Below are 21,506 nucleotides of genomic sequence, written 5' to 3' on the forward strand. Positions count from 1 at the left end.
CTCGCTCAACCCGTCATTACAACGCGCAATGCGCCAGGAGGAAAGCACTCATGACCATGCACCGGCCACGCATCGTGGACCTCAGTGAGACGCAGCCCAACCGCAGGCGCGGAGGAGACCTGCGCGCCATGCTCACTCCGACAGCGGTGGGAGCCACCAGTGGCTTCATGGGGCTGGCGATCGTCCAGCCCGGCGACCGCATCGGCGAGCACTACCACCCGTACTCGGAGGAGTTCGTGTACGTGGTGAACGGGCTGCTGGAAGTGGACCTGGACGGTGAACCGCACCGGATGCGGCCCGACCAGGGCCTGCTGATCCCTCCCCATGTACGCCACCGATTCCGCAACGTGGGCGACGTCGAGGCCCGCATGGTCTTCCACCTCGGCCCGCTCGCCCCGCGTCCCGAACTCGGCCACGTCGACACCGAGCACACCGAATCCGCCGACCGCGTCGCACCTCCGGAACGAACGGAGGCCGCTTCATGACCCGCCGCGTGGCGGTCACCGGCGTCGGTGTCGTCGCCCCGGGCGGCATCGGCGCACCGGCCTTCTGGGACCTCCTCGCGAACGGACGAACCGCCACCCGGGGCATCACGCTCTTCGACCCGGCCGGCTTCCGCTCCCGGATCGCCGCCGAGTGCGACTTCGACCCGGCGGCGCACGGGCTGGACGCCGGCACCGTCGACCGGTCGGACCGCTACATCCAGTTCGCGATGGTGGCGGCCAGGGAGGCCCTCGGTGACGCGGGCCTCGACCCGGAGAAGGTGGACCCCTGGCGCATGGGGGTGTCGCTGGGCACCGCGGTCGGCGGCACCACCCGGCTGGAGCACGACTACGTCGCGGTCAGCGAGAGCGGTGCGCGCTGGGACGTCGACCCCCGGCCGGCCGGCCCGCACCTGGAGCGGGCCTTCTCACCCAGCTCGCTCGCCTCGGCGGTCGCCGAGCAGGTCGGTGCGCACGGCCCGGTGCAGACCGTCTCCACGGGCTGCACCTCCGGCCTCGACGCGATCGGGTACGCCTTCCAGTCCATCGAGGAGGGCCGCGTCGACGTGTGCGTCGCGGGGGCGTCCGACTCACCGATCACCCCGATCACCGTGGCGTGCTTCGACGCGATCAAGGCCACCTCGGCGAACAACGACGACCCGGAGCACGCCTCCCGGCCGTTCGACGCACGCCGCGACGGCTTCGTCATGGGCGAGGGCGGCGCGGTCCTCGTCCTGGAGGAGCTGGAACACGCCCGTGCCCGCGGTGCCACCGTGTACTGCGAGATCGCGGGCTACGCCACCTTCGGCAACGCCTACCACATGACCGGGCTGACCCCCGAGGGCCTGGAGATGGCCGAGGCGATCAATCGGGCGCTGGGCCACGCCCGCATGGACGGCACGCAGATCGACTACGTCAACGCGCACGGCTCGGGCACCAAGCAGAACGACCGGCACGAGACGGCCGCCGTGAAGCGGGCCCTGGGCGCGCACGCCTTCGACATCCCGATGAGTTCGATCAAGTCCATGGTCGGCCACTCGCTGGGGGCGATCGGGGCGATAGAAATCGCGGCCTGCGTACTCGCCCTGGAGCACCAGACGGTGCCGCCGACGGCGAACTACGAGACCCCCGACCCCGAGTGCGACCTCGACTACGTGCCCCGCACCGCACGCCCGATGAAGCTGCGCAGCGTCCTCTCGGTGGGCAGCGGCTTCGGCGGCTTCCAGTCCGCGGTCGCCCTGACCCGTACAGGTGGGAGGACACCATGAGAACCCGCAAAGCCCGGCGCACCGTCGTCACCGGCATCGGTGTGGTCGCCCCCAACGGAAACAACACCGAGGCATTCTGGAAGCGGACGCACGAAGGCGTGAGCGTCCTCGACCGGGTCACCCGCGAGGGCTGCGAACACCTGCCCCTGCGGGTTGCGGGCGAAGTGCGGGGATTCGAGGCGGTCGAGCTGATCGAGGAGCGCTTCCTCGTCCAGACCGACAAGTTCACGCACTTCGCGATGGCCGCCGCGGACATCGCGCTGGACGACGCCCGGCTCGGCCGCGCCGACTACGAAAACTCACCCTTCGACGTCGGCGTCGTCACCGCGGCCGGGTCCGGCGGCGGAGAGTTCGGCCAGCGTGAACTCCAGCGGCTGTGGGGACAGGGCTCCAGCTATGTGGGCCCCTACCAGTCCATCGCCTGGTTCTACGCGGCCAGCACCGGCCAGATCTCGATCCGCGGCGGCTTCAAGGGGCCGTGCGCGGTCGTGGCCAGCGACGAGGCCGGCGGTCTGGACGCGCTGGCGCACGCCGCCCGCTCGATCCGGGGCGGCACCGAGGCGGTGGTGGTCGGCGCGGCAGAGGCCCCGCTGGCGCCCTACTCGGTCGTCTGCCAGCTCGGGTACGAGGACCTGAGCACCGTCGAGGACCCCACCCGCGCCTACCGGCCGTTCACCTCGGGCGCCTGCGGCTTCGTGCCGGCAGAGGGCGGCGCCATGCTGGTGGTCGAGGAGGAGCAGTCGGCACGCCGGCGCGGCGCCAAGGTACGGGCCGAACTCGCCGGGCACGCCGCCACGTTCACCGGAGCTGCCAGGTGGGAGGAGTCCCGGGAGGGCCTCGCCCAGGCGATCATCGGCGCCCTGCGGGAGGCCGACTGCGCGCCGGACGAGATCGATGTCGTCTTCGCGGACGCCCTCGGCGTACCCGCGGCCGACCACGCCGAGGCGCTGGCGATCGCCGACGCCCTCGGTGCGCACGGCAAGCGGGTCCCGGTGACGGCGCCCAAGACCGGGATCGGGCGCGCGTACTGCGGTGCACCGGTGCTGGACACGGCCGCCGCGGTGCTTTCCATGGAGAACGCGCTCATACCGCCCACGCCGAACGTCTTCGAGGTGTGCCACGACCTCGACGTCGTCACCGGCTGCGCCCGCCCCGCCGAGCTGCGGACGGCGCTGGTGCTCAGCCGCGGGCTCATGGGCTCGAACGCCGCGATCGTGCTGCGGTGCTCCACCGACCCCCGAACGTGAGAAGGAGAAGTCCTCATGACCGACCGACTGACCTACACGGAACTCGCCGTCCTGATGAAGAAGGGCGCCGGAGTCTCCGTAGACCCGCTCGACATGGAGCAGCGCCCCGGTTCGGCCTTCGACGAGTACGGCCTGGACTCGCTGGGCCTCCTCGGCATCGTCGGTGTGCTGGAGAACCGGCACGGTCGGCCGCTGCCGGCCGACGCGGACCGTTGCAAGACCCCGCAGGAATTCCTCGACCTCGTCAACAACAGCCTCATGACAGGAGCCTGAAGTGCCCGGACACACCGAGAACGAGATCACCATCGCCGCCCCCCTGGACCTGGTCTGGGACGTGACGAACGACCTGGAAAACTGGCCGCGGCTGTTCAGTGAGTACGCCGCGGTCGAGATCATCGAGCGGGACGGCGACAGCACCACCTTCCGTCTGACGATGCACCCCGACGAGAACGACAAGGTGTGGAGCTGGGTCTCCGAGCGGACCGTGGACCGCGACGGGCGCACGGTCCGCGCCCGTCGTGTGGAGCCCGGTCCGTTCCAGCACATGAACATCCGGTGGGAGTACTCCGAGGTGCCCGGCGGCACGAAGATGCACTGGACCCAGGACTTCGCGATGCGTCCCGACGCACCCGTCGACGACGCCTGGATGACCGACAACATCAACCGCAACTCCAAGGTCCAGATGGAGCTGATCCGGGACAAGATCGAACAGCGCGACCGGGAGCGCCGCACCGCCTCGGTCGGGGCCAACTGACCCGCCATCCGCCCACGGCCCGCCACCCCGCCCCCGGGCCGGGTGGCGGGCCGCGAACCAGAAAGGCATCTCCCGATGCACCACGCTCTGATCGTCGCCCGGATGGCACCGGGTTCGGCGCCGGACATCGCCGAACTGTTCGCGGCCTCCGACAGCGGCGAACTGCCCCACCTCGTCGGTGTGACCAGGCGCAAGCTCTTCCAGTTCGGCGACGTGTATCTGCACCTGATCGAGTCGGAGCAGCCGCCGGGCCCCGAGATCGCGAAGGTGACCGAGCACCCCGAGTTCAGGGACATCAGCGACAAGCTGACCGCCTACGTCAGCGCGTACGACCCGAAGACCTGGCGGAGCCCCAAGGACGCCATGGCCCACGAGTTCTACACGTGGGAGCGCGGCGCCCCCGCCTGAGACGGACGATCGCCCCGGGTCCGGCCGAGAGGCCGGGCCCGGGGCGATCCGTATGCCCGGGGAGGGGAGGTCAGCCGGGGACCACGCACTCGAACGCGTCCAGGTAGGGGTTGACCGCGACGACGTCGCCGATCAGCAGCCCGGCGTCCGAGATCCGGGTGACCAGGCTCTCCCTGGTGTGCTTCGCTCCGCCGACGTTCAGGAGCAGCAGCAGGTCCATCGCGGTGGTGAACCGCATAGAGGGGGTGTCGTCGACGAGGTTCTCGATGATGACGACCCTGGCACCCGGCCGGGCCGCCGCGATCACGTTGCGCAGCGTCCTGCGGGTGCTCTCGTCGTCCCATTCCAGGATGTTCTTGATGATGTAGAGATCGGCGTCGACGGGGATGGCCTCACGGCAGTCCCCGGCGACGATCCGGGTCCGGTCGACGAGCGCGCCCTGGTCCCGCAGCCGCGCGTCGGCGCGGGCCACCACACCCGGCAGATCCATCAGCGTGCCGTGCAGCGAGGGGTCCTTCTCCAGCAGGCTCGCCAGTACGTGCCCCTGGCCGCCGCCGATGTCGGCGACCGTGGACACCCCGGTGAGGTCCAGGAGCTCGGCGACGTCCAGCGCGGACTGCATGCTGGAGGTGGTCATCGCGCGGTTGAAGATCTGCGCGGACTCGTGGGCCTCCTGGTGGAGGTAGTCGAAGAACCCCTTGCCGTGCACGTCGGCGAAGACGCTCTTGCCGGTGCGCACCGCGTCGTCGAGGCGCGGCCAGACGTCCCAGGTCCAGGGCTCGGTGCACCACAGCGAGATGTCGCGCAGGCTGTTGGGGTCGTCCTTGCGCAGCAGGCGTGACATCTCCGTGTGGGCGAACTGCCCGTCCGGGGTCTCGGTGAAGATCCCGTAGCAGGACAGGGCGCGCAGCAGCCGCCGCAGCGGCGCCGGCTCGGCCTTCACCAGCGCCGCGAGCTCCTGCGCCGTGGTGGGCGTCTCGCCCAGCGCGTCGGCGACGCCCAGGCGGGCGGCGGCCCGCACGGCGGCGGCCCTGGCCGCGCCGAAGACCAGCTCGCGCAGTTGCATGGCCGGCTGCGGGGGAGTGACGGGGTGCGGGAGGGCGGCGTGTACGGGGGAGGGGGTGGGGGTCGGGGTGGGGCTCACAGTGGTCATGCTGTCTCGCTTCTCCTCGTGCGGGGGTGCACCGGTCAGCACATGCCGGCCGGTGCGGACTTGGCGCAGACGTTGTCGGCGAAGGTGTTGCCCTTGCCGGTGTCCCCATTGGCGAGGTCGGCCGGCTTGTTGCCGAGCACGACGTTGCCGCTGATGGTGTTGCCGGTGTTCTTCGTGCCCACGAAGCTCTTGAACAGGACGACGCCGCCGGACATCGGGGTGGCGCCGGAGTTGTCGCGGATGGTGTTCGAACGCACCTTGGTGTCCGCGGCTCCGGTGAGCACGAGGCCGGAGCCCTGGAGGGCCGACAGCCGTTCGGTCGCGGAGCAGAACTTGTTGTTGCCGGTGATCTCGTTGGACTCGATCGTCATGGCGCCGGCCTGCGGCTTTCCTTCGTCGCCCACGACGAACACACCGGTGCAGTTGCCGGAGACGCTGTTGTCGTGGACCGACAGGTTCCGGACCCGCCTGGCGGTGAATCCGATCCGGTTGTCCTTCAGCGCGTTGTCCCGGACCTCGGTGCCCCGGGTGTCGGTGGCGCCGCCCTCCTTGTCGACGGTGTTCGCGACGAAGATGCCGGCGTCGCCGTTGGCGCGGGCGGTGTTGCCGATGAACGCGCCGCGGGTGGAGCGCTCCTGGGCGATGCCCCAGACACCGTTGTGCTCGGAGATGACCCGGCGGACGGTCAGCCGGTCGGTCCAGGAGGCCCAGATGCCGTTCTTCTTGAACCCGGACAAGGTCAGCGATTCGACGCGGACGCCGTCCACGGTCTTGCCCGACCGGCCCTGGACGCAGATTCCGCTGCCGGCCTTCGCGCAGGCGTCGGCGGCCTTCGTGCCCGCCTCGGCCGGCCGGATCACGGTCTTGCTGCCGGCGCCGCGCAGGGTCAGGTCGGGCTTGGTGACCAGGACGCTCTCCCGGTACGTGCCGGGCAGCAGGACGATGGTGTCACCAGGCTGGGCGGCGTCCACCGCTTTCTGGATCGACTCGCCCGGACGGACCTCGTGCGAGTCCGTGGCCGAGGCGGAGGACATTCCGCACCCAGCAGCCGAGAGGATCACGATAGGGACAAAAGCCCTGATGTTTCGTTTCTTCATGAGCCGAAACTATGGGCGATCTCCCCCTGTTGCCACATAGGGTGAGCGGATGGGTCCGGAGCGTGCCCGAATGGGTGATGCGGGCTCCGCCGCTCGGTGACCGGGCCCGGTCCGCCCGCGCGGCCGGGCCCGCCCTCACTCCCCGGATCCGGGCCGGGGTGCGACGACCGAGCGGGCCCACCGGTAATCGGCCTTGCCGCTCGGCGAGCGCTGGATCCGGTGGGTGATCACCAGCCGGCGAGGGATCTTGTAGCCCGCCAGCCGGGTCCGGCAGTGGGCCTGGAGATCGTCGAGCGTGGGCTCGGCCGCTCCCTCGCGCAGCTGCACCACCGCCGCGACACGGTTGCCCCACCGTTCGTCGGGCACCGCGGCGACCAGTGCGTCGTAAACGTCCGGGTGGGCCTTCAGTGCCTGCTCGACCTCCTCGGGGTACACCTTCTCGCCCCCGGTGTTGATGCACTGCGAGCCGCGGCCGAGGACCGTGACGATGCCCTCCTCGTCGACCGTGGCCATGTCCCCGAGCAGGACCCATCGCTCTTCGCCCCGCCGGAAGAAGGTCTCCGCGGTCTTGCCGGGGTCGTTGTAGTAGCCGAGCGGCACGTGCCCGCGCTGGGCGATCCGTCCCGGCTCACCCGGAGCCACCGGCTCGTACGTCGCCGGATCGACCACCGCCGTACGGGAGTTGACCCGGAGCCGGAATCCGTTCTCCGGCCCGGAGTCGGCCGTCGCCGTGCCGTTGAACCCGGACTCCGACGAGCCGAAGTTGTTCAGCAGCATTACCGTCGGCACCAGTTCCTGGAATTCGGCGCGCACCGATTCCGACATGATCGCGCCCGAACTGGACACCGAGAACATCGCGGAGCAGTCGGTGCCCTTCAGCGGGCCCTTCAGTGCGTCGATCAGCGGCCGCAGCATCGCGTCGCCCACCAGCGACACACTGGTGACCTTCTCCTTCTCGATCGTACGGAGCACCTCCTCGGGCACGAACTTGCGGTGGACCACCACCCGCTGCCCGAAGTTGAAACCGATGAAGGCGGTGAGCGTCGAGGTGCCGTGCATCAGCGGCGGAGTGGGGAAGAAGGTGATCCCGTCACCTCCCGCGGCGACCCGCTCGGCCAGCTCCTGCGGGGACTTCACCGGCTCACCGGTGGGCGCGCCCCCGCCGAGGCCGGAGAAGAAGAGGTCCTCCTGGCGCCACATCACACCCTTGGGCATCCCGGTGGTGCCGCCGGTGTAGATGATGAACTGGTCGTCGGGTGACCGCGGCGGGAACCCGCGCTCCGGGCTGCTGGACGCCTCGGCATCGGTGAAGGCGACGGCGTCCGGGCCGCGTACCCCCGCCTCCGGCACCCCCACCCGTACGAGATGGCGCAGGCCGGGGGCCTTCGGTGCGGCGGCCGCGACCCGTTCGTCGAACTCGGCGTCGAAGACCAGCGCGGCCAGATCCGCGTCACGGTAGAGGTAGACCAACTCTTCTTCCACGTAACGGTAGTTCACGTTGACGGGAACGATGCGGGCCTTCAGGCAGGCCAGCACGGTCTGGAGGTACTCCACCCCGTTGTAGAGGTGCAGCCCCAGATGCTCGCCCGGAGCGATGCCCGCCTCGATCAGATGGTGGGCCAGGCGGTTGGCCGCCGCGTCCAGCTCCGCGTACGTCAGCCGGCGCTCCGCGCCCGTGCCGGGATGGTCGACGTAGACGAGCGCCTCGCGTTCCGGGACGGCGTCGACGACCGACTCGAACAGGTCGGCAAGGTTGTACTCCACCGTTCCTCCTGACCCCGGAATCTGACTGGCTCGGCGGTCATTAGAGCGCCGGGAGGCTCAACTGGGAAGGGGTGCCGCCGAGGAAATCTGACTGGCTGTCAGAAAACTATTGAACTGGGCCACCGCCTACTGCAACCTGTTCTAGGTCTTTAGACGGGAGGCGGACAATGGGCGGTACGGAACACCTCGTCGTGCGGCGCGAGGGCGCCACACTGGTGCTCACCCTGAACAGACCGGAGGCGAAGAACGCCCTGTCGCTGCCGATGCTGGTCGGGCTCTACGACGGCTGGCTGGCGGCGGACGAGGACGACACGATCCGCTCGGTGATCCTCACCGGCGCGGGCGGCTGCTTCTGCGCCGGCATGGACCTCAAGGCCCTGGCGGGCAAGGGAATGGAGGGCGAGCAGTACCGGGACCGGATGACCGCCGACCCCGATCTGCACTGGAAGGCGATGCTGCGCCACCATCGCCCCCGCAAACCGGTCATCGCCGCCGTGGAGGGCCACTGCGTCGCGGGCGGCACCGAGATCCTCCAGGGCACCGACATCCGGATCGCCGGGGCGGGTGCCACCTTCGGGCTCTTCGAGGTGCAGCGAGGTCTCTTCCCCATCGGCGGGTCGACGGTCCGGCTGCCGCGCCAGATCGCCCGGACGCACGCGCTCGAGATGCTCCTCACCGGACGTGCGTACAGCGCCGAGGAGGCGGCCGGAATCGGGCTGATCGGCCGGGTCGTCCCCGACGGCACGGCACTGGAGGAGGCCCTCGCCGTCGCCGAACGGATCAACGCCTGCGGACCGCTCGCCGTCGAAGCCGTCAAGGCGTCCGTGTACGAGACCGCGGAGATGACCGAGACCGAGGGGCTGGCCGCCGAACTGAAGCGCGGCTGGCCGGTGTTCGCGACCGAAGACGCAAAGGAAGGCGCCCGAGCCTTCGCCGAGAAGCGGCCGCCCGTCTACCGGCGCGCCTGAGCCGAGGAGTCAACCGTGCCCGAAACCCTCAGCGCACCGCTGGTGGTCGAATTCCCCTTCACCCGCTCCCTGGGGCCCGTCCAGAGCGCCTTCCTCACCGGACTGCGCGAACGCACCGTCCTCGGCGTGAGCACCGCCGGGGGTAAGGTCCTGGTCCCGCCCGTCGAGTACGACCCCGTCACTGCGGAGGAACTCCGCGAACTGACCGAGGTCGCCGCCACTGGCACCGTCACCACCTGGGCCTGGAACCCCGCCCCCCGCCCCGCCCAGCCCCTCGCCACCCCCTTCGCCTGGGTCCTGGTCCGGCTCGACGGTGCCGACACCGCACTGCTGCACGCCCTCGACGCCCCCGGCCCCGACGCCGTGCACAGCGGCATGCGGGTACGGATCCGTTGGGCCGCCGAACGCACCGGCGCGATCACCGACATCGCCTGCTTCGAGCCGTACGATGGCGGTGACACCGGTCAATCGGCCCCGCACGACGGGGAGTTCACCGATCCCGTCACCGGCATCGTCACCCCGGCCCGGCTCGACTACCGGTACACCCCAGGCCGCGCCCAGAGCGCGTACCTCGACGCACTCTCCCGGCAGCACATCGTCGGCGAGCGCTGCCCGTCCTGCCACAAGGTGTACGTACCGCCCCGCGGCGCCTGCCCCACCTGCGGCGTCGCCACCACCGAACAGGTCGAGGTCGGCCCGCGCGGCACCGTCACCACGTTCTGCATCGTCAACATCAAGGCCAAGAACCTGGACATCGAAGTCCCCTACGTCTACGCGCACATCGCGCTCGACGGCGCGGACCTCGCACTGCACGCCCGGATCGGCGGCATCCCGTACGACCAGGTGCGCATGGGCCTGCGCGTCGAGCCCGTCTGGACCGAGGGCGGGCGGCACCCCGATCACTACCGGCCGACCGGCGAGCCCGACGCCGACTACGACGCGTACAAGGAGCTGCTCTAGATGCGAGACGTGGCGATCGTCGCCTTCGCGCAGACCGACCATCTGCGGCAGACCGATGAACTCTCCGAAGTCGAGATACTGATGCCCGTCCTCCACCAGGTCCTCGACGCGACCGGGCTCAGGGCGAGCGACATCGGATTCACCTGCTCCGGCTCCAGCGACTACCTCGCGGGCCGGGCCTTCTCCTTCACCATGGCGCTCGACGGCGTCGGCGCCAACCCGCCGATCTCCGAGTCCCACGTGGAGATGGACGGGGCCTGGGCGCTGTACGAGGCCTGGGTGAAGATCCAGACCGGCCAGGCGGACACCGCGCTCGTCTACTCCTACGGAAAGTCCTCGCCCGGCGAGGTGCGCGACGTCCTCACCCGCCAGCTCGACCCGTACTACGTCGGCCCGCTCTGGCCGGACTCCGTGGCGCTCGCCGCCCTCCAGGCCCAGGCGCTGATCGACGCGGGCGACACGGACGAGACGGCCCTCGCCGCGATCGCCCACCGCAGCCGGGTCGCCGCGGCGGACAACCCGCACGCCCAGCTCAAGGGTGCAGTCCCGGCCGGCGACTACGTCGTGCGGCCACTGCGCACCGGCGACTGCCCGCCGGTCGGCGACGGCGCGGCCGCCGTGATCCTCGCTGCCGGTGACACCGCAAGGGCCCTGTGCCCCCGCCCCGCCTGGATCCGCGGCATCGACCACCGCATCGAGGCCCACTCCCTCGGTGTGCGGGAGCTGACCGACTCACCGTCCACGCGGCTCGCCGCGACCCGAGCCGGGGCCTTCGAACGGCCTGTGGACACCGCCGAGTTGCACGCCCCGTTCACCTCCCAGGAGGTGGTGCTGCGCAAGGCGCTCCGACTCGACGACAGCGTCGACGTCAACCCGTCCGGCGGCGCGCTCGCCGCCAACCCCGTCATGGCCGCCGGGCTGATCCGCCTCGGCGAGGCCGCTGCCCGCATCCACCGCGGCGAGTCCGACCGGGCACTCGCCCACGCCACCTCCGGGCCCTGCCTCCAGCAGAACATGGTCGCCGTCCTCGAAGGGGAGAGCGCTCATGCCTGAGGAGCCCGTGGCCGTCGTCGGCATCGGCCAGACGAAGCACGTAGCCGCACGCCGGGACGTGTCCATCGCCGGACTCGTCCGCGAGGCCGCCGTCCGCGCACTGGAGGACGCAGCCCTGACCTGGGCGGACATCGACGCCGTCGTCATCGGCAAGGCCCCCGACTTCTTCGAGGGCCTGATGATGCCGGAGCTCTATCTCGCCGACGCCCTCGGCGCGGTCGGCAAACCGATGCTCCGGGTGCACACCGCGGGCTCGGTCGGCGGTTCCACCGCGCTGGTCGCCGCCAATCTGGTCTCCGCGCGGGTGCACCGCACCGTCCTCACACTCGCCTTCGAGAAACAGTCCGAGTCCAACGCCATGTGGGGGCTCTCGCTGCCCATCCCGTTCCAGCAGCCGCTGCTGGCCGGAGCGGGCGGCTTCTTCGCCCCGCACGTACGGGCGTACATGCGCCGGACCGGGGCGCCGGACACGGTCGGCTCGCTCGTCGCGTACAAGGACCGCCGCAACGCGCTCAAGAATCCCTACGCGCACATCCACGACCCCGACATCACCCTGGAGAAGGTCCGCTCGGCACCGATGCTCTGGGACCCGATCCGCTACTCGGAGACCTGCCCGTCCTCCGACGGGGCCTGCGCGATGGTACTCACCGACCGTGCCGGGGCGGCCCGTTCGCCGCAACCGCCCGCCTGGGTGCACGGCGGCGCGATGCGCAGCGAGCCGACCCTCTTCGCCGGAAAGGACTTCGTCTCGCCGCGGGCGGGCCGCGACTGCGCCGCCGATGTGTACCGGCAGGCGGGCATCGGCGACCCCCGGCGGGAGATCGACGCCGTGGAGATGTACGTGCCCTTCTCCTGGTACGAGCCGATGTGGCTGGAGAACCTGGGCTTCGCCGACGAGGGGGAGGGCTGGAAGCTCACCGAGTCCGGCGTCACCGAACTCGACGGCGACCTGCCGGTGAACCCCTCGGGCGGCGTGCTCTCCACCAATCCCATCGGCGCCTCCGGCATGATCCGCTTCGCCGAAGCCGCGTTGCAGGTACGGGGGCAGGCGGGCGAACACCAGGTGGCGGGGGCCCGGAAGGCGCTCGGCCACGCCTACGGGGGCGGGGCGCAGTTCTTCTCCATGTGGCTGGTCGGAGCCGAGCCGCCCAGCAGCTGACACCGGTCGTTCCCGGGCCGGCGGAAGCCCCCTTCGCGCCCTGTCCGGGACCGCCGGGGGTGACTACCTTTGGCCCGGGACGACGAGTGGGAGGAGCCGACGTGGCGGAGCGCACCACGGCCCAGCACCCCTTCGCGGGCCGGGACAAGCCGGATCTCGACCTCAGCAACGCGCAGTGGAGGTCGGGCAGTCAGGGCGCGGGGGACGTCCAGGTCGCCTTCGTCGAGGGATTCGTCGCGATGCGCAACGCGGGGAAACCCGGCAGCCCGTCGATCGTTTTCACCCCGGCCGAATGGCGCGCCTTCGTGGTGAACGCCCGCGACGGCGAGTTCGACCTCACCTGAGGGCGCACCGTGACGTGGCATGACGCGGCTCCGGGTCCGAGGGGCCGGGGCTCCGGACCCCCGGCCCCTCGGCCCGTGATCACTCGATCGGCGGCACGGCGGGGCGGAACGCAGCAGACGGGGACCGCACACCGTGGGTGGCGTGGTCGCTGCGAGCGGTGAACGTGATCTCCGGACCCGGCTGAGCGGAGTGTGACCGGGGCCGGACCCCGGCCGCGGAATCCTCCCCGCGGCCGGGCCGCGTACGCTTCGCCGCCCCGGCCTGCACGGACCCGGCTCCGCAAGGTGAGCCCGGACACGTAACATGTCTGCATGTCCTTCCTCCGCCGCCGTAGCGCCGCCACACCCGCGGGCCCCGACTTCGACGTCCTGGCCATGGACCCGGGGGACTGGCCCGGAAACCTCGGCGCGGGTCTGCTGCCCGCGCCCGACGGAAGCTGTCAGGGCGTCTTCCTGCGCTACGACCTGTTCGGCGGCCGCGGCCCCGCGATGATCATCGGCAACCTCCCGGAGGGCTCGCCCGCCCGCGAGACCGAGGAGGGACAGGTCCCGTTCGAGGTCGCCCAGCTGCTGCTCGCGCTGGAGAACGACGAGCCGGTCGAGGTCACCGGCACGGAGGACATGCCCGTCATGCAGGGCGACAACCTGCTGATCGTGCGCCGCGTCAAGCTCTCCGAGAGCCGGATCTCCTGCGTCCAGTTCGACCGCAGCGACGGTGTGCTGGTCACCATCGCCAGCTGGGACCGGCCGATCACCGACGACCTGTACACCCTGCTCAAGCCGCTGCCCGCCGAGCTGTTCCAGCAGGGCTGACTTCGCACCGCTCGCCGGCCGCCCGCACGTACCGGGCGGCTGCGGGGCGCACCCACCGACATCCGTCCAAGTGCTCGCGGCCTCCGTCCAAGAGGCCGCTTTGTCATGCTCCTTGTCGGGCCAGTCGTCGGACCTTTACCGTCGGCCGCATGACATCCGGGATCACGCGACGTACCACCGTGAAGACAGCGATAGGGGCAACCGGTGCGCTGGCACTGGGAATCCCTGCCCTTTCCGGCACGGCTGCTGCTGCCGGTACCTCCGATGAATCGATGGGAGCCGCCGACTCGAAGAAACAGGCGGAGCCAATGCTCCGGTACGACGCGCCGGCCGCGGGCTGGGAGCGCGAGTCGCTGCCCATCGGCGGCGGCGCCCTCGGCGCGAGCGTGTTCGGGACACTCGCCTCCGAGCAGCTCACCTTCAACGAGAAGACCCTGTGGACCGGCGGCCCCGGCTCCGTCCAGGGCTACGACTTCGGGAACTGGACCGCTCCCAGGCCCGCCGCCCTCGCCGACGTACAACAGCGCCTCGACAGCCAGGGCGCTCTCGGTCCGGACACCGTCGCCGCCGAACTCGGGCAGCCGCGCCGCGGCTACGGCGCCTACCAGGTCTTCGGTGACCTGAGACTGGATCTGCCGAACGCCCCGGCCGCCCCCGACGCCTCCTACCGCCGCACCCTCGACCTGCGCAACGCCCTCGCCGCCGTGACCTACACCCACCAAGAGGTCAGGCATACAAGGGAGTTCTTCGTCTCCCATCCGGGCCGGGTCATCGCGGGCCGCCTAGGCGCCGACCGCCCGGGGCAGGTCTCCTTCACCCTGCGCTACACCTCGCCCCGCAGCGACTGCACCGTCACCGCCGACCGGGACCGGCTCACCGTACGCGGCGCCCTGAAGGACAACGGTCTGCGCTTCGAGGCCCAGATCCGCGTCCGGACCAGCGGCGGCACCGTCACCGCGGGCGCGGACGGCACCCTCACCGTCACCGGCGCCGACAGCGCCTGGTTCTTCCTTGCCGCGGGCACCGACTACGCCGACAGCTACCCCGCCTACCGGGGCGAGGACCCGCACACCGCGGTCACCGCCGCCGTGGACCTCGCCGCCCGGACCTCGTACGAGAAGGTCCGCGACGCCCATGTGCGCGATCACCGCGCCCTCTTCGACCGGGTCGCCCTCGACATCGGCCAGGAACTGCCCGACCTGCCCACCGACCGGCTGCTCGCCGCCTACACGGGCGGGACGAGCCCAGCCGACCGGGCCCTGGAGGCGCTGTTCTTCCAGTACGGCCGCTACCTGCTGATCGCCTCCTCACGGGCCGGCTCGCTGCCCGCCAACCTCCAGGGCGTGTGGAACAACTCGACCACCCCGCCCTGGTCCGCCGACTACCACAGCAACATCAATCTGCAGATGAACTACTGGCTCGCCGAGGTCACCAACCTCGCCGAGACCACCGCACCGTACGACCGCTACATCGAGGCGATGCGCGCCCCGGGTCGCAGGACGGCGAAGGAGATGTTCGGGACCGCCGGCTGGGTGGTGCACAACGAGACCAACCCGTACGGCTTCACCGGCGTCCACGACTGGTCCACCGCCTTCTGGTTCCCCGAGGCGGCCGCCTGGCTCACCCAGCAGATGTACGAGCACTACCGGTTCAGCGGATCCACCGACTACCTGCGCTCCACCGCCTACCCGGCGATGAAGGAGGCGGCCGAATTCTGGCTGGCCAATCTGCGCACCGACCCGCGCGACGGACTGCTCGTCGTCACCCCCAGCTACTCACCCGAGCACGGCGACTTCACCGCCGGTGCCGCGATGTCCCAGCAGATCGTGCACGACCTCCTCAGCAACGCCCTGGAGGCCGCCCGGACCCTCGGCGACACACCGGCCTTCCGGGGCAGGCTGGAGACCGCCCTCGGCCGGCTCGACCCCGGACTGCGGATCGGGTCGTGGGGACAGCTCCAGGAGTGGAAGACCGACCGGGACGACCCGGCCGACGACCACCGCCATGTCTCGCACCTCTTCGCCCTGCACCCCGGGCGGCAGATCGAACCCGGCAGCAAGTGGGCCGAGGCGGCCGAGGTCTCCCTCGGGGCGCGCGGCGACGGCGGCACCGGCTGGTCGAAGGCGTGGAAGATCAACTTCTGGGCGCGGCTGCGCGACGGCGACCACGCCCACCGGATGCTCGCCGAACAGCTGAAGAACTCCACGCTGCCCAACCTCTGGGACACCCACCCGCCCTTCCAGATCGACGGCAACTTCGGCGCCACCTCGGGCATCGCCGAAATGCTGCTGCAGAGCCAGCACGACACCGTCGACATCCTCCCCGCCCTCCCCTCGGGCTGGCCGGACGGATCGGTGCGCGGACTGCGCGCCAGGGGCGGCTTCACCGTCGACATCGAATGGGCCGCCGGGCAGGCCCGCCGTGTGGTGATCACGGCGAGCCGCACCCGCGATGTGACCGTCCGCAGCTCGCTGTTCGCGAGTGGCGAGAAGGTCTTCAAGGCACGTGCCGGAGGCCGCTACACGCTGACCGTCGAGGGCTGAGCGAACAGCGCGGTCACCCGCGCCGCCGACACACCGAGCCCCGTGGGACCGCTGATGTGCCACGGGGTGCCGGTGCCGCGCAGCAGATCCTGCTCCCGGTAGCGCCGGCAGTCCCGGTGCCAGATCAGGATGCCCGCGATCCAGTGCTTCAGCTCCTGCACGTAACCGGCGAGGACCTCACGGGCCTCCGCGTCCAGCCCGAAGTCGTGGTAGAGCACCGGGAGTTCCTGCTCGGCGACGTGCAGGAACTGCCTCAGCCGCGACTTCATCAGGTCGTGCACGATCGCCACCCCGGTCGGATAGTCCACCCCGAAGAAGTTCTGCACGACCAGGACGCCGTTGTGCACCTCGCCCTCGAACTCGATCTCCTTCTGGTACGAGAACAGGTCGTTGAGCAGACACGCGTAGTCGGCCGCCGCGTTCTCCAGGGAGCGCAGCGGCCCGCTCCGGTAGATCTCCGGCGGAACCTTCCTGCCATGACCCAGCCGGCACAGGCTCATCGTGAGGTCGGAGCCGAAGGTCATGCGCCGCATCTCGACGTAGTCCACCGGGTCCGGGATGCGGTTCTGCGCCTGGTTCGCCAGCTCCCACACCCAACTGGCGGTCATGTCCTCGACCGACTTGCGGAACGCGCGGCGCCCGCTCATGTCCATCGGGGCCGAGGTCCGCGCCCAGAGATCGGCGAGCCCCCGCTCCAGGGCGTTGACCGGCTCGGGAGTCCCGGACCCGTCCAGCGGCATGAACAGCGACAGCCGCTCATTGGCGAGCTTGGCGCCCGCCAGATCGCGTGCCCGCCCGTGCACCACCGGGAACCAGTCGTCGCCGTACGTCCCCCAGGTCAGCCACTGCGAGGAGAGGTCCAGCTCCTGCGGTGTTGCGTCCGGGTGCAGCCCCGCCGCACACAGCGGCAGATCCGTCGCGAGGAGCCGCGCCTCGTCCCAGATGTGCGAACCGGGCACCCCCGGCTGCGCCTCCAGAATGCCCATCCGGCTCGCCCAGCCGACGATGCGGACCCGCGCCCCGTCCAGATGCGGGCTCAGGGTCGTGCCGAAGGGCAGCTCGATGTCGGGCACCAGCGACGGGCCGACGCGCTGGTGGGGCACGTGGGTGTGGCTGCGCAGCCGGGCCCTCTCCGAGCGCGAGGTGAACCGGATCGACGCCGCGGCCATCCCGAAGCCGGTGGTGGCCGCTTCGACCGCGCCGTCGTTCATGTAGCGGCTGGAGCGCATGTGCCACTCATGGCCGCCGGACTGCCAGTCCTGCAGGCCCTTGACGTACGCTAGCACCGCCGCGGTCTGCGCCGGGTCGAGCCCCTTCTGCGCGCAGAGCGGGCCGAGTTCGGTGAGCGCGGTGTTCTCGAACTGCTGGAGACGGGACGTCAGAAGATCGTTCACCGCATCGGCGGCCTCCTGCGTGGAACAGCCGAGGAAGTGCTCCAGGACGAGCACACCATTGCTGTTCTCGCCCTCGTCCTCCACCTCCCGCTGGTACGAGAAGAGGTCGTTGCGCAGATGCACGGCGTCGGAGAAGGCGTCGCGCAGCACCCGCAGTGCACGCTCGTCGGCCACCGCCTCGGGGACCTCGGCGCCCGCCGCGTACTCCACGAGACCCGCCGACCACGGGGCGCCGCCGACCTTGCGGCGCATCTCGATGTACTCGACCGGGTTCGCGATGCGCCCCTCGTTGATGTTGGAGAGCTCCCACAGCGACTCGTTGAGCAGGTTCTCCGTCGCCACGGCGAACCTGGCCCGCCAGGCGTCGGACATGCTTGGCACCGTACGCGTCCACAGATCGGCCAGCCCCGCCTCGACCGGATTGGCCGGCTCCGGCATCGGGGCCCCGCGGTCCATCGGCATGAACGCCGGCAACCGGTCCAGATAGCGCTTGGCGCCCTCGCGGTCGGGGTTGCGTTTGAAGAGCTCCAGGAAGTGGTCGTCGAAGAAGAAGACCCACACGTACCAGTCGGTGACCAGGGAGAGTGCCTCGGCCGAGCAGTCGGGATGGGTGTACGCACAGAGCAGCGCGTAGTCGTGGGAGTCGATGTCCTTCTCCTCCCAGATGCCCGAACCCTCCACCATCCCTATGCTGCGCGCCCACTCCTTGGTGTGTACCCGGGCCTCCTCGACATGGGCGTTGAGCCGTGCCGGATACGGAACGTAGAAGTCCGGCAGGGTGAAGGGCTGAGCCATGTGCGTACGGCCTTTCCTGGGTCGCCGCGCGGAGCTCGCGCGGACGTGATCGTGTCGGCGCGAGCACTACCCTTCGTCCGTTCGAGGCACGCACATTCGCGATTAGTCACATAAAAGGCGCCCGCATGGGCGGGTCCCGGGTGTGCTCCGCCGGCCGTCCGTACGCTGACCGCGACCCGGACAACAGGCCGTCCAAGGTGCCCGGTTGAAACTTTCCTTCGCAGGTCGGACACCCTGCCAGTGGTCTGGTCCACTGGCTCGATCCGCGACCCCCACGGATCCCTTGACGCGCTGTCATCTCAGGTCGGAGAGTGTGCGCGCACAGCGGATCAGTGAGATCGGAACACGCACGGCTCCATCACGCACGGCTCCAGGAAGGGTTGTCATGACCTCCAAGCAGAGGACCGGACTCGCAATCGCGCTGACAGGTGTCGGCGCACTGAGCATGGCGCTGCTCAGCCCCGTGGCGCAGGCCGGTGCGGACGGGGTGCGACCGGAATGCCCGCGCAGGCTCTCGTGCGACTGGGTGCCGGCGGCCTACCAGCAGACGGGTGACCCGGCCGACAAGGAGACGTACGGGAACTACGACACCGCGGACCGGCCGCACACCAACAAGGTCAGATTCATCGTTCTGCACGACACCGAGGAAGACTTCGACACCACCCTGAAGATCTTCCAGAACCCGCTGAAGCAGACCTCCGCCCACTATGTGGTGCGCTCGGGCGACGGCCATGTCACGCAGATGGTCAAGGGCAAGGACGTCGCCTGGCAGGCCGGCAACTGGTACGTCAACAGCCACTCCATCGGCATCGAGCAGGAGGGCGTCGCCGTCGAGGGCGCCAAGTGGTACACCCCCGAGATGTACCGCTCGACCGCCAAGCTGGTGCGTTACCTCGCCGCCAAGTACGACATACCGCTCGACCGCCAGCACATCATCGGCCACGACGGAGTGCCGCCCACCAGCGCGTCCGGCACCAAGAACATGCACTGGGACCCGGGCACGTACTGGGACTGGAACCGCTTCATGAAGCTGCTCGGCAAGCCCACCGTGCCGAGCGCCCCCAAGAGCAGCGAACTGATCACCGTCAGCCCGGACTTCGAGAAGAACCAGCAGGCCTTCCGTGACTGCGAGAAGGGCGTCGACCTGCCGGTCCAGGGCTCCAGCGCCGTCCCGCTGCACACCGCGCCGTCCGCCGACGCGCCCCTCTTCTCCGACCCCGGCCTCCACTCCGACGGCTCGCCCGGCACGAACTGCGCGGCCGACTGGGGCAGCAAGATCAGCGCCACCCAGCAGGCCGTCGTCGCGGACCGCGCCCCCGGCTGGACGGCGATCTGGTGGTACGGCCAGAAGGCCTGGTTCGAGACCCCGGCCCGCAGCGGCAACACCACCCCCACCTCCGGCTACGTCGTCAGGCCGAAGGCCGGCCGCACGGACGTCCCGGTGTACGGGGTCGCGTACCCGGAGAAGTCCGAGTACCCCGCGGACTTCGCGGACAAGCGGGTGGGCGCGCCGCTCCAGTACAAGATCAAGGCCGGCCAGTCCTACCCCGGCGGCGGCGAGGCACCGACGGGATTCTTCTACGCGCCGACGATCGACTCCTCGTACCCGCTCGACCACGCGTACTTCCGCGGCGAGGAGAAGTACGTGACGGTGCAGATCGGCCACCGGATCGCCTTCGTGAAGGCGTCCGACGTGGACATCGTGCGCACCCGCTGAGACCGCACCGGGGCCGTCGCAGCGGCGACGGGACGCCGGGAATCCGTACAGTCGAGAAGGAGGACTCCATGTACAAGCCGACCAGGACCGCCGCCACCGCGGCCGCGGGCATCGCCATGGCGCTCGCACTCACCGTCGCCCCGGTCGCCGTCACCGTCGCCACGGCCTCGGCCGCCGCCGCTTCCGAGACCGGGGCGCAGGGCTGGGACGTCTCCGGCTCGTTCGACACCCAGCAGGAGTGCGTCGCGGCCGGGGACGCGGGCGTCGCCGACGGGAGCTGGGAGCAGTACCGGTGCGTGCTGTTCGAGGCCCGGTGGGACCTGATGACTCCGGCGTGACCGCCCGACGCGTGATCGGTGCCCCTCCGCGCGCGGAGGGGCACCCGCGCTCACCCCGCGACCAGCCGGTTCACCTGCGCGGGCGACAGCGCGTGCTCGATCGCGAGGATGCCCGCCCCCACCGCCGCCGCGTTCTCCCCCGTACGGCTCGGCTCGATCCGCAGCAACTGGGTGGCCAGCGGATGCGAGCGCCGGTACACCGCCTCCCGGACCCCCGCGAGCAACTGATCGTGTACGGCGGCCAGGGCGCCGCCCATCACCACCGTGTCCGGGTTGAAGAAGTTCACCAGACCGGCGAGGACCTCGCCCACCGCCCGCCCGGCCTCCCGCACCATCCGCACCGCGTCCCGGTTACCGGACCGCACCAGGCGCACGACGTCACTGCCCGACGTCGCGTCCAGCCCCAGCGCGACCAGCTTCGCCGCCAGTGACGCACCGCCCGCGACGGCCTCCAGACAGCCCGAATTGCCGCACCGGCAGGGATCGTCGAGATCCCCGACCCGGATATGGCCGATGTCGCCCGCGCACCCCTGCGCGCCCCGGTGCAGTTTGCCGTCCGCGACGATCCCGCAGCCGATCCCCGTACCGACCTTGATGTACAGCAGATAGCGGCAGTCCGGGAACGCGCGCCGCTGCTCGCCCAGCGCCATCACGTTCACATCGTTGTCGACCAGCGCCCGCACCCCGAAGCGGGAGGCGAAGAACTCCGGGATCGGGTACTGGTGCCAGCCCGGCATGATCGGCGGATCGACCGGACGGCCGGTGGAGAACTCCACCGGACCCGGCACCCCGACACCGATGGACCGTAGCGTCCTCGGCTCCCGGCCCGTCTCCTCCAGCAGTGCGCGCACGGTGCGTTCCACATGCCGCAGCACGGAATCCGGGCCGTCCCCGATCAACAGCGGTTCCTCGTGCGAAGCGAGCGTGGTCCCCCCGATGTCCATCAGTGCCACCCGGCAGTGCGAGGCCCCCAGATCCACCCCGGCCACCGCGTGCTCACGGGTGCGCAGCGCCAGCCGTCTCGGCGGCCGGCCGCCGGTGGAGCCACCGTCGGCGTCCTCGTCCACGAGACCGTGCGCGATCAACGCGTCCACTCGCTGGGAAACTGTCGAGCGGGCCATTCCGGTCACCCGGGCGATGTCGGCACGGGTCGCGACCGCCCCCGAACCGATCAGCGCGAGCACCTCGCCGGGCGAGTGCGACGCGGCAGCGGAATTGCGATCCGACGGCGAAGACATGGCAGCCACCC

The 21,506-nt window shown here is 70.5% G+C and carries 20 protein-coding genes; 15 read left to right on the plus strand and 5 right to left on the minus strand.

Features of this window, described 5'->3' with window-relative positions; genetic code table 11:
* The first annotated feature begins 50 nt into the window (after positions 1-50).
* The 6 genes from OG842_RS36780 (at position 51) to OG842_RS36805 (ending at position 4,159) form a co-directional block, all read left to right on the plus strand.
* Positions 51-485, plus strand: coding sequence for a cupin domain-containing protein (locus OG842_RS36780; protein ID WP_093551855.1), 435 nt, complete (start codon positions 51-53; stop codon positions 483-485).
* Positions 482-1,750: a beta-ketoacyl-[acyl-carrier-protein] synthase family protein gene (locus tag OG842_RS36785; RefSeq protein WP_266734641.1), complete on the plus strand. Its 1,269-nt coding sequence runs from the start codon at positions 482-484 to the stop codon at positions 1,748-1,750. Before OG842_RS36780 ends, OG842_RS36785 begins: the two co-directional genes overlap by 4 nt.
* Entirely contained in the window at positions 1,747-2,997 is a 1,251-nt protein-coding gene (locus tag OG842_RS36790; protein ID WP_266734640.1) for a ketosynthase chain-length factor, read from the plus strand. Before OG842_RS36785 ends, OG842_RS36790 begins: the two co-directional genes overlap by 4 nt.
* 15 nt (positions 2,998-3,012) lie before the next feature.
* On the plus strand, positions 3,013-3,270 hold the full coding sequence (locus tag OG842_RS36795; RefSeq protein WP_266734639.1) for an acyl carrier protein: 258 nt from the start codon (positions 3,013-3,015) through the stop codon (positions 3,268-3,270).
* Between the two features lies 1 nt (position 3,271).
* Positions 3,272-3,751, plus strand: a complete 480-nt coding sequence (locus OG842_RS36800; protein WP_266734637.1) for an SRPBCC family protein — start codon at positions 3,272-3,274, stop codon at positions 3,749-3,751.
* 75 nt (positions 3,752-3,826) lie between these two features.
* Positions 3,827-4,159 (plus strand): TcmI family type II polyketide cyclase, encoded by a 333-nt coding sequence (locus tag OG842_RS36805; protein ID WP_266734636.1) that lies wholly within the window; start codon positions 3,827-3,829, stop codon positions 4,157-4,159.
* A 70-nt stretch (positions 4,160-4,229) separates the two neighbouring features.
* Here the strand turns inward: OG842_RS36805 and OG842_RS36810 are convergent, their stop codons facing one another.
* The 3 genes from OG842_RS36810 to OG842_RS36820 all read right to left on the minus strand — a co-directional run bounded on the left by OG842_RS36810 (position 4,230) and on the right by OG842_RS36820 (position 8,173).
* Positions 4,230-5,312 carry a methyltransferase gene (locus OG842_RS36810; RefSeq protein ID WP_266734634.1) on the minus strand — a complete coding sequence of 361 codons (1,083 nt, stop codon included), beginning with the start codon at positions 5,310-5,312 and terminating at the stop codon, positions 4,230-4,232.
* A gap of 35 nt (positions 5,313-5,347) precedes the next feature.
* On the minus strand, positions 5,348-6,409 hold the full coding sequence (locus OG842_RS36815) for a right-handed parallel beta-helix repeat-containing protein (RefSeq protein ID WP_401876153.1): 1,062 nt from the start codon (positions 6,407-6,409) through the stop codon (positions 5,348-5,350).
* 135 nt (positions 6,410-6,544) lie between these two features.
* Positions 6,545-8,173 carry an acyl-CoA synthetase gene (locus OG842_RS36820; RefSeq protein ID WP_266734630.1) on the minus strand — a complete coding sequence of 543 codons (1,629 nt, stop codon included), beginning with the start codon at positions 8,171-8,173 and terminating at the stop codon, positions 6,545-6,547.
* A 167-nt stretch (positions 8,174-8,340) separates the two neighbouring features.
* Here OG842_RS36820 and OG842_RS36825 point away from each other — a divergent pair, with 167 nt between their 5' ends.
* The 7 genes from OG842_RS36825 to OG842_RS36855 all read left to right on the plus strand — a co-directional run bounded on the left by OG842_RS36825 (position 8,341) and on the right by OG842_RS36855 (position 16,013).
* Positions 8,341-9,141: a crotonase/enoyl-CoA hydratase family protein gene (locus tag OG842_RS36825; RefSeq protein ID WP_266734628.1), complete on the plus strand. Its 801-nt coding sequence runs from the start codon at positions 8,341-8,343 to the stop codon at positions 9,139-9,141.
* Positions 9,142-9,156: 15 nt separating this feature from the next.
* Positions 9,157-10,101, plus strand: a complete 945-nt coding sequence (locus OG842_RS36830) for a Zn-ribbon domain-containing OB-fold protein (RefSeq protein ID WP_266734626.1) — start codon at positions 9,157-9,159, stop codon at positions 10,099-10,101.
* Complete coding sequence (locus OG842_RS36835; protein WP_266734625.1) at positions 10,102-11,154, plus strand: thiolase domain-containing protein; 1,053 nt, start codon at positions 10,102-10,104, stop codon at positions 11,152-11,154.
* Positions 11,147-12,313 (plus strand): thiolase domain-containing protein, encoded by a 1,167-nt coding sequence (locus OG842_RS36840; RefSeq protein ID WP_266734624.1) that lies wholly within the window; start codon positions 11,147-11,149, stop codon positions 12,311-12,313. The genes OG842_RS36835 and OG842_RS36840 overlap by 8 nt, the downstream gene beginning before the upstream one ends.
* A 101-nt stretch (positions 12,314-12,414) precedes the next feature.
* Positions 12,415-12,657 carry a DUF397 domain-containing protein gene (locus tag OG842_RS36845; protein WP_266734622.1) on the plus strand — a complete coding sequence of 81 codons (243 nt, stop codon included), beginning with the start codon at positions 12,415-12,417 and terminating at the stop codon, positions 12,655-12,657.
* 312 nt (positions 12,658-12,969) lie between these two features.
* Positions 12,970-13,470, plus strand: coding sequence for a hypothetical protein (locus OG842_RS36850; RefSeq protein WP_018550733.1), 501 nt, complete (start codon positions 12,970-12,972; stop codon positions 13,468-13,470).
* A gap of 308 nt (positions 13,471-13,778) precedes the next feature.
* A complete protein-coding gene (locus OG842_RS36855; protein WP_266737251.1) occupies positions 13,779-16,013 on the plus strand; it encodes a glycoside hydrolase family 95 protein in 2,235 nt (744 codons plus the stop codon).
* Here the strand turns inward: OG842_RS36855 and OG842_RS36860 are convergent.
* Positions 15,989-18,202, minus strand: coding sequence for a terpene synthase family protein (locus OG842_RS36860; RefSeq protein WP_266734620.1), 2,214 nt, complete (start codon positions 18,200-18,202; stop codon positions 15,989-15,991). The two genes, OG842_RS36855 and OG842_RS36860, sit on opposite strands and share 25 nt — an antisense overlap.
* A 385-nt stretch (positions 18,203-18,587) precedes the next feature.
* Here OG842_RS36860 and OG842_RS36865 point away from each other — a divergent pair, with 385 nt between their 5' ends.
* Positions 18,588-19,919, plus strand: a complete 1,332-nt coding sequence (locus OG842_RS36865) for an N-acetylmuramoyl-L-alanine amidase (RefSeq protein WP_266734618.1) — start codon at positions 18,588-18,590, stop codon at positions 19,917-19,919.
* Between the two features lie 68 nt (positions 19,920-19,987).
* Positions 19,988-20,257 carry a hypothetical protein gene (locus OG842_RS36870; protein ID WP_266734616.1) on the plus strand — a complete coding sequence of 90 codons (270 nt, stop codon included), beginning with the start codon at positions 19,988-19,990 and terminating at the stop codon, positions 20,255-20,257.
* A 50-nt stretch (positions 20,258-20,307) separates the two neighbouring features.
* On the opposite strand, the gene OG842_RS36875 is transcribed toward OG842_RS36870, so the two are convergent.
* Entirely contained in the window at positions 20,308-21,495 is a 1,188-nt protein-coding gene (locus OG842_RS36875; protein WP_266734614.1) for an ROK family transcriptional regulator, read from the minus strand.
* Positions 21,496-21,506: the final 11 nt, after the last annotated feature.

The organism is Streptomyces sp. NBC_00376 (assembly GCF_036077095.1).
Classification (GTDB): Bacteria; Actinomycetota; Actinomycetes; order Streptomycetales; family Streptomycetaceae; genus Streptomyces.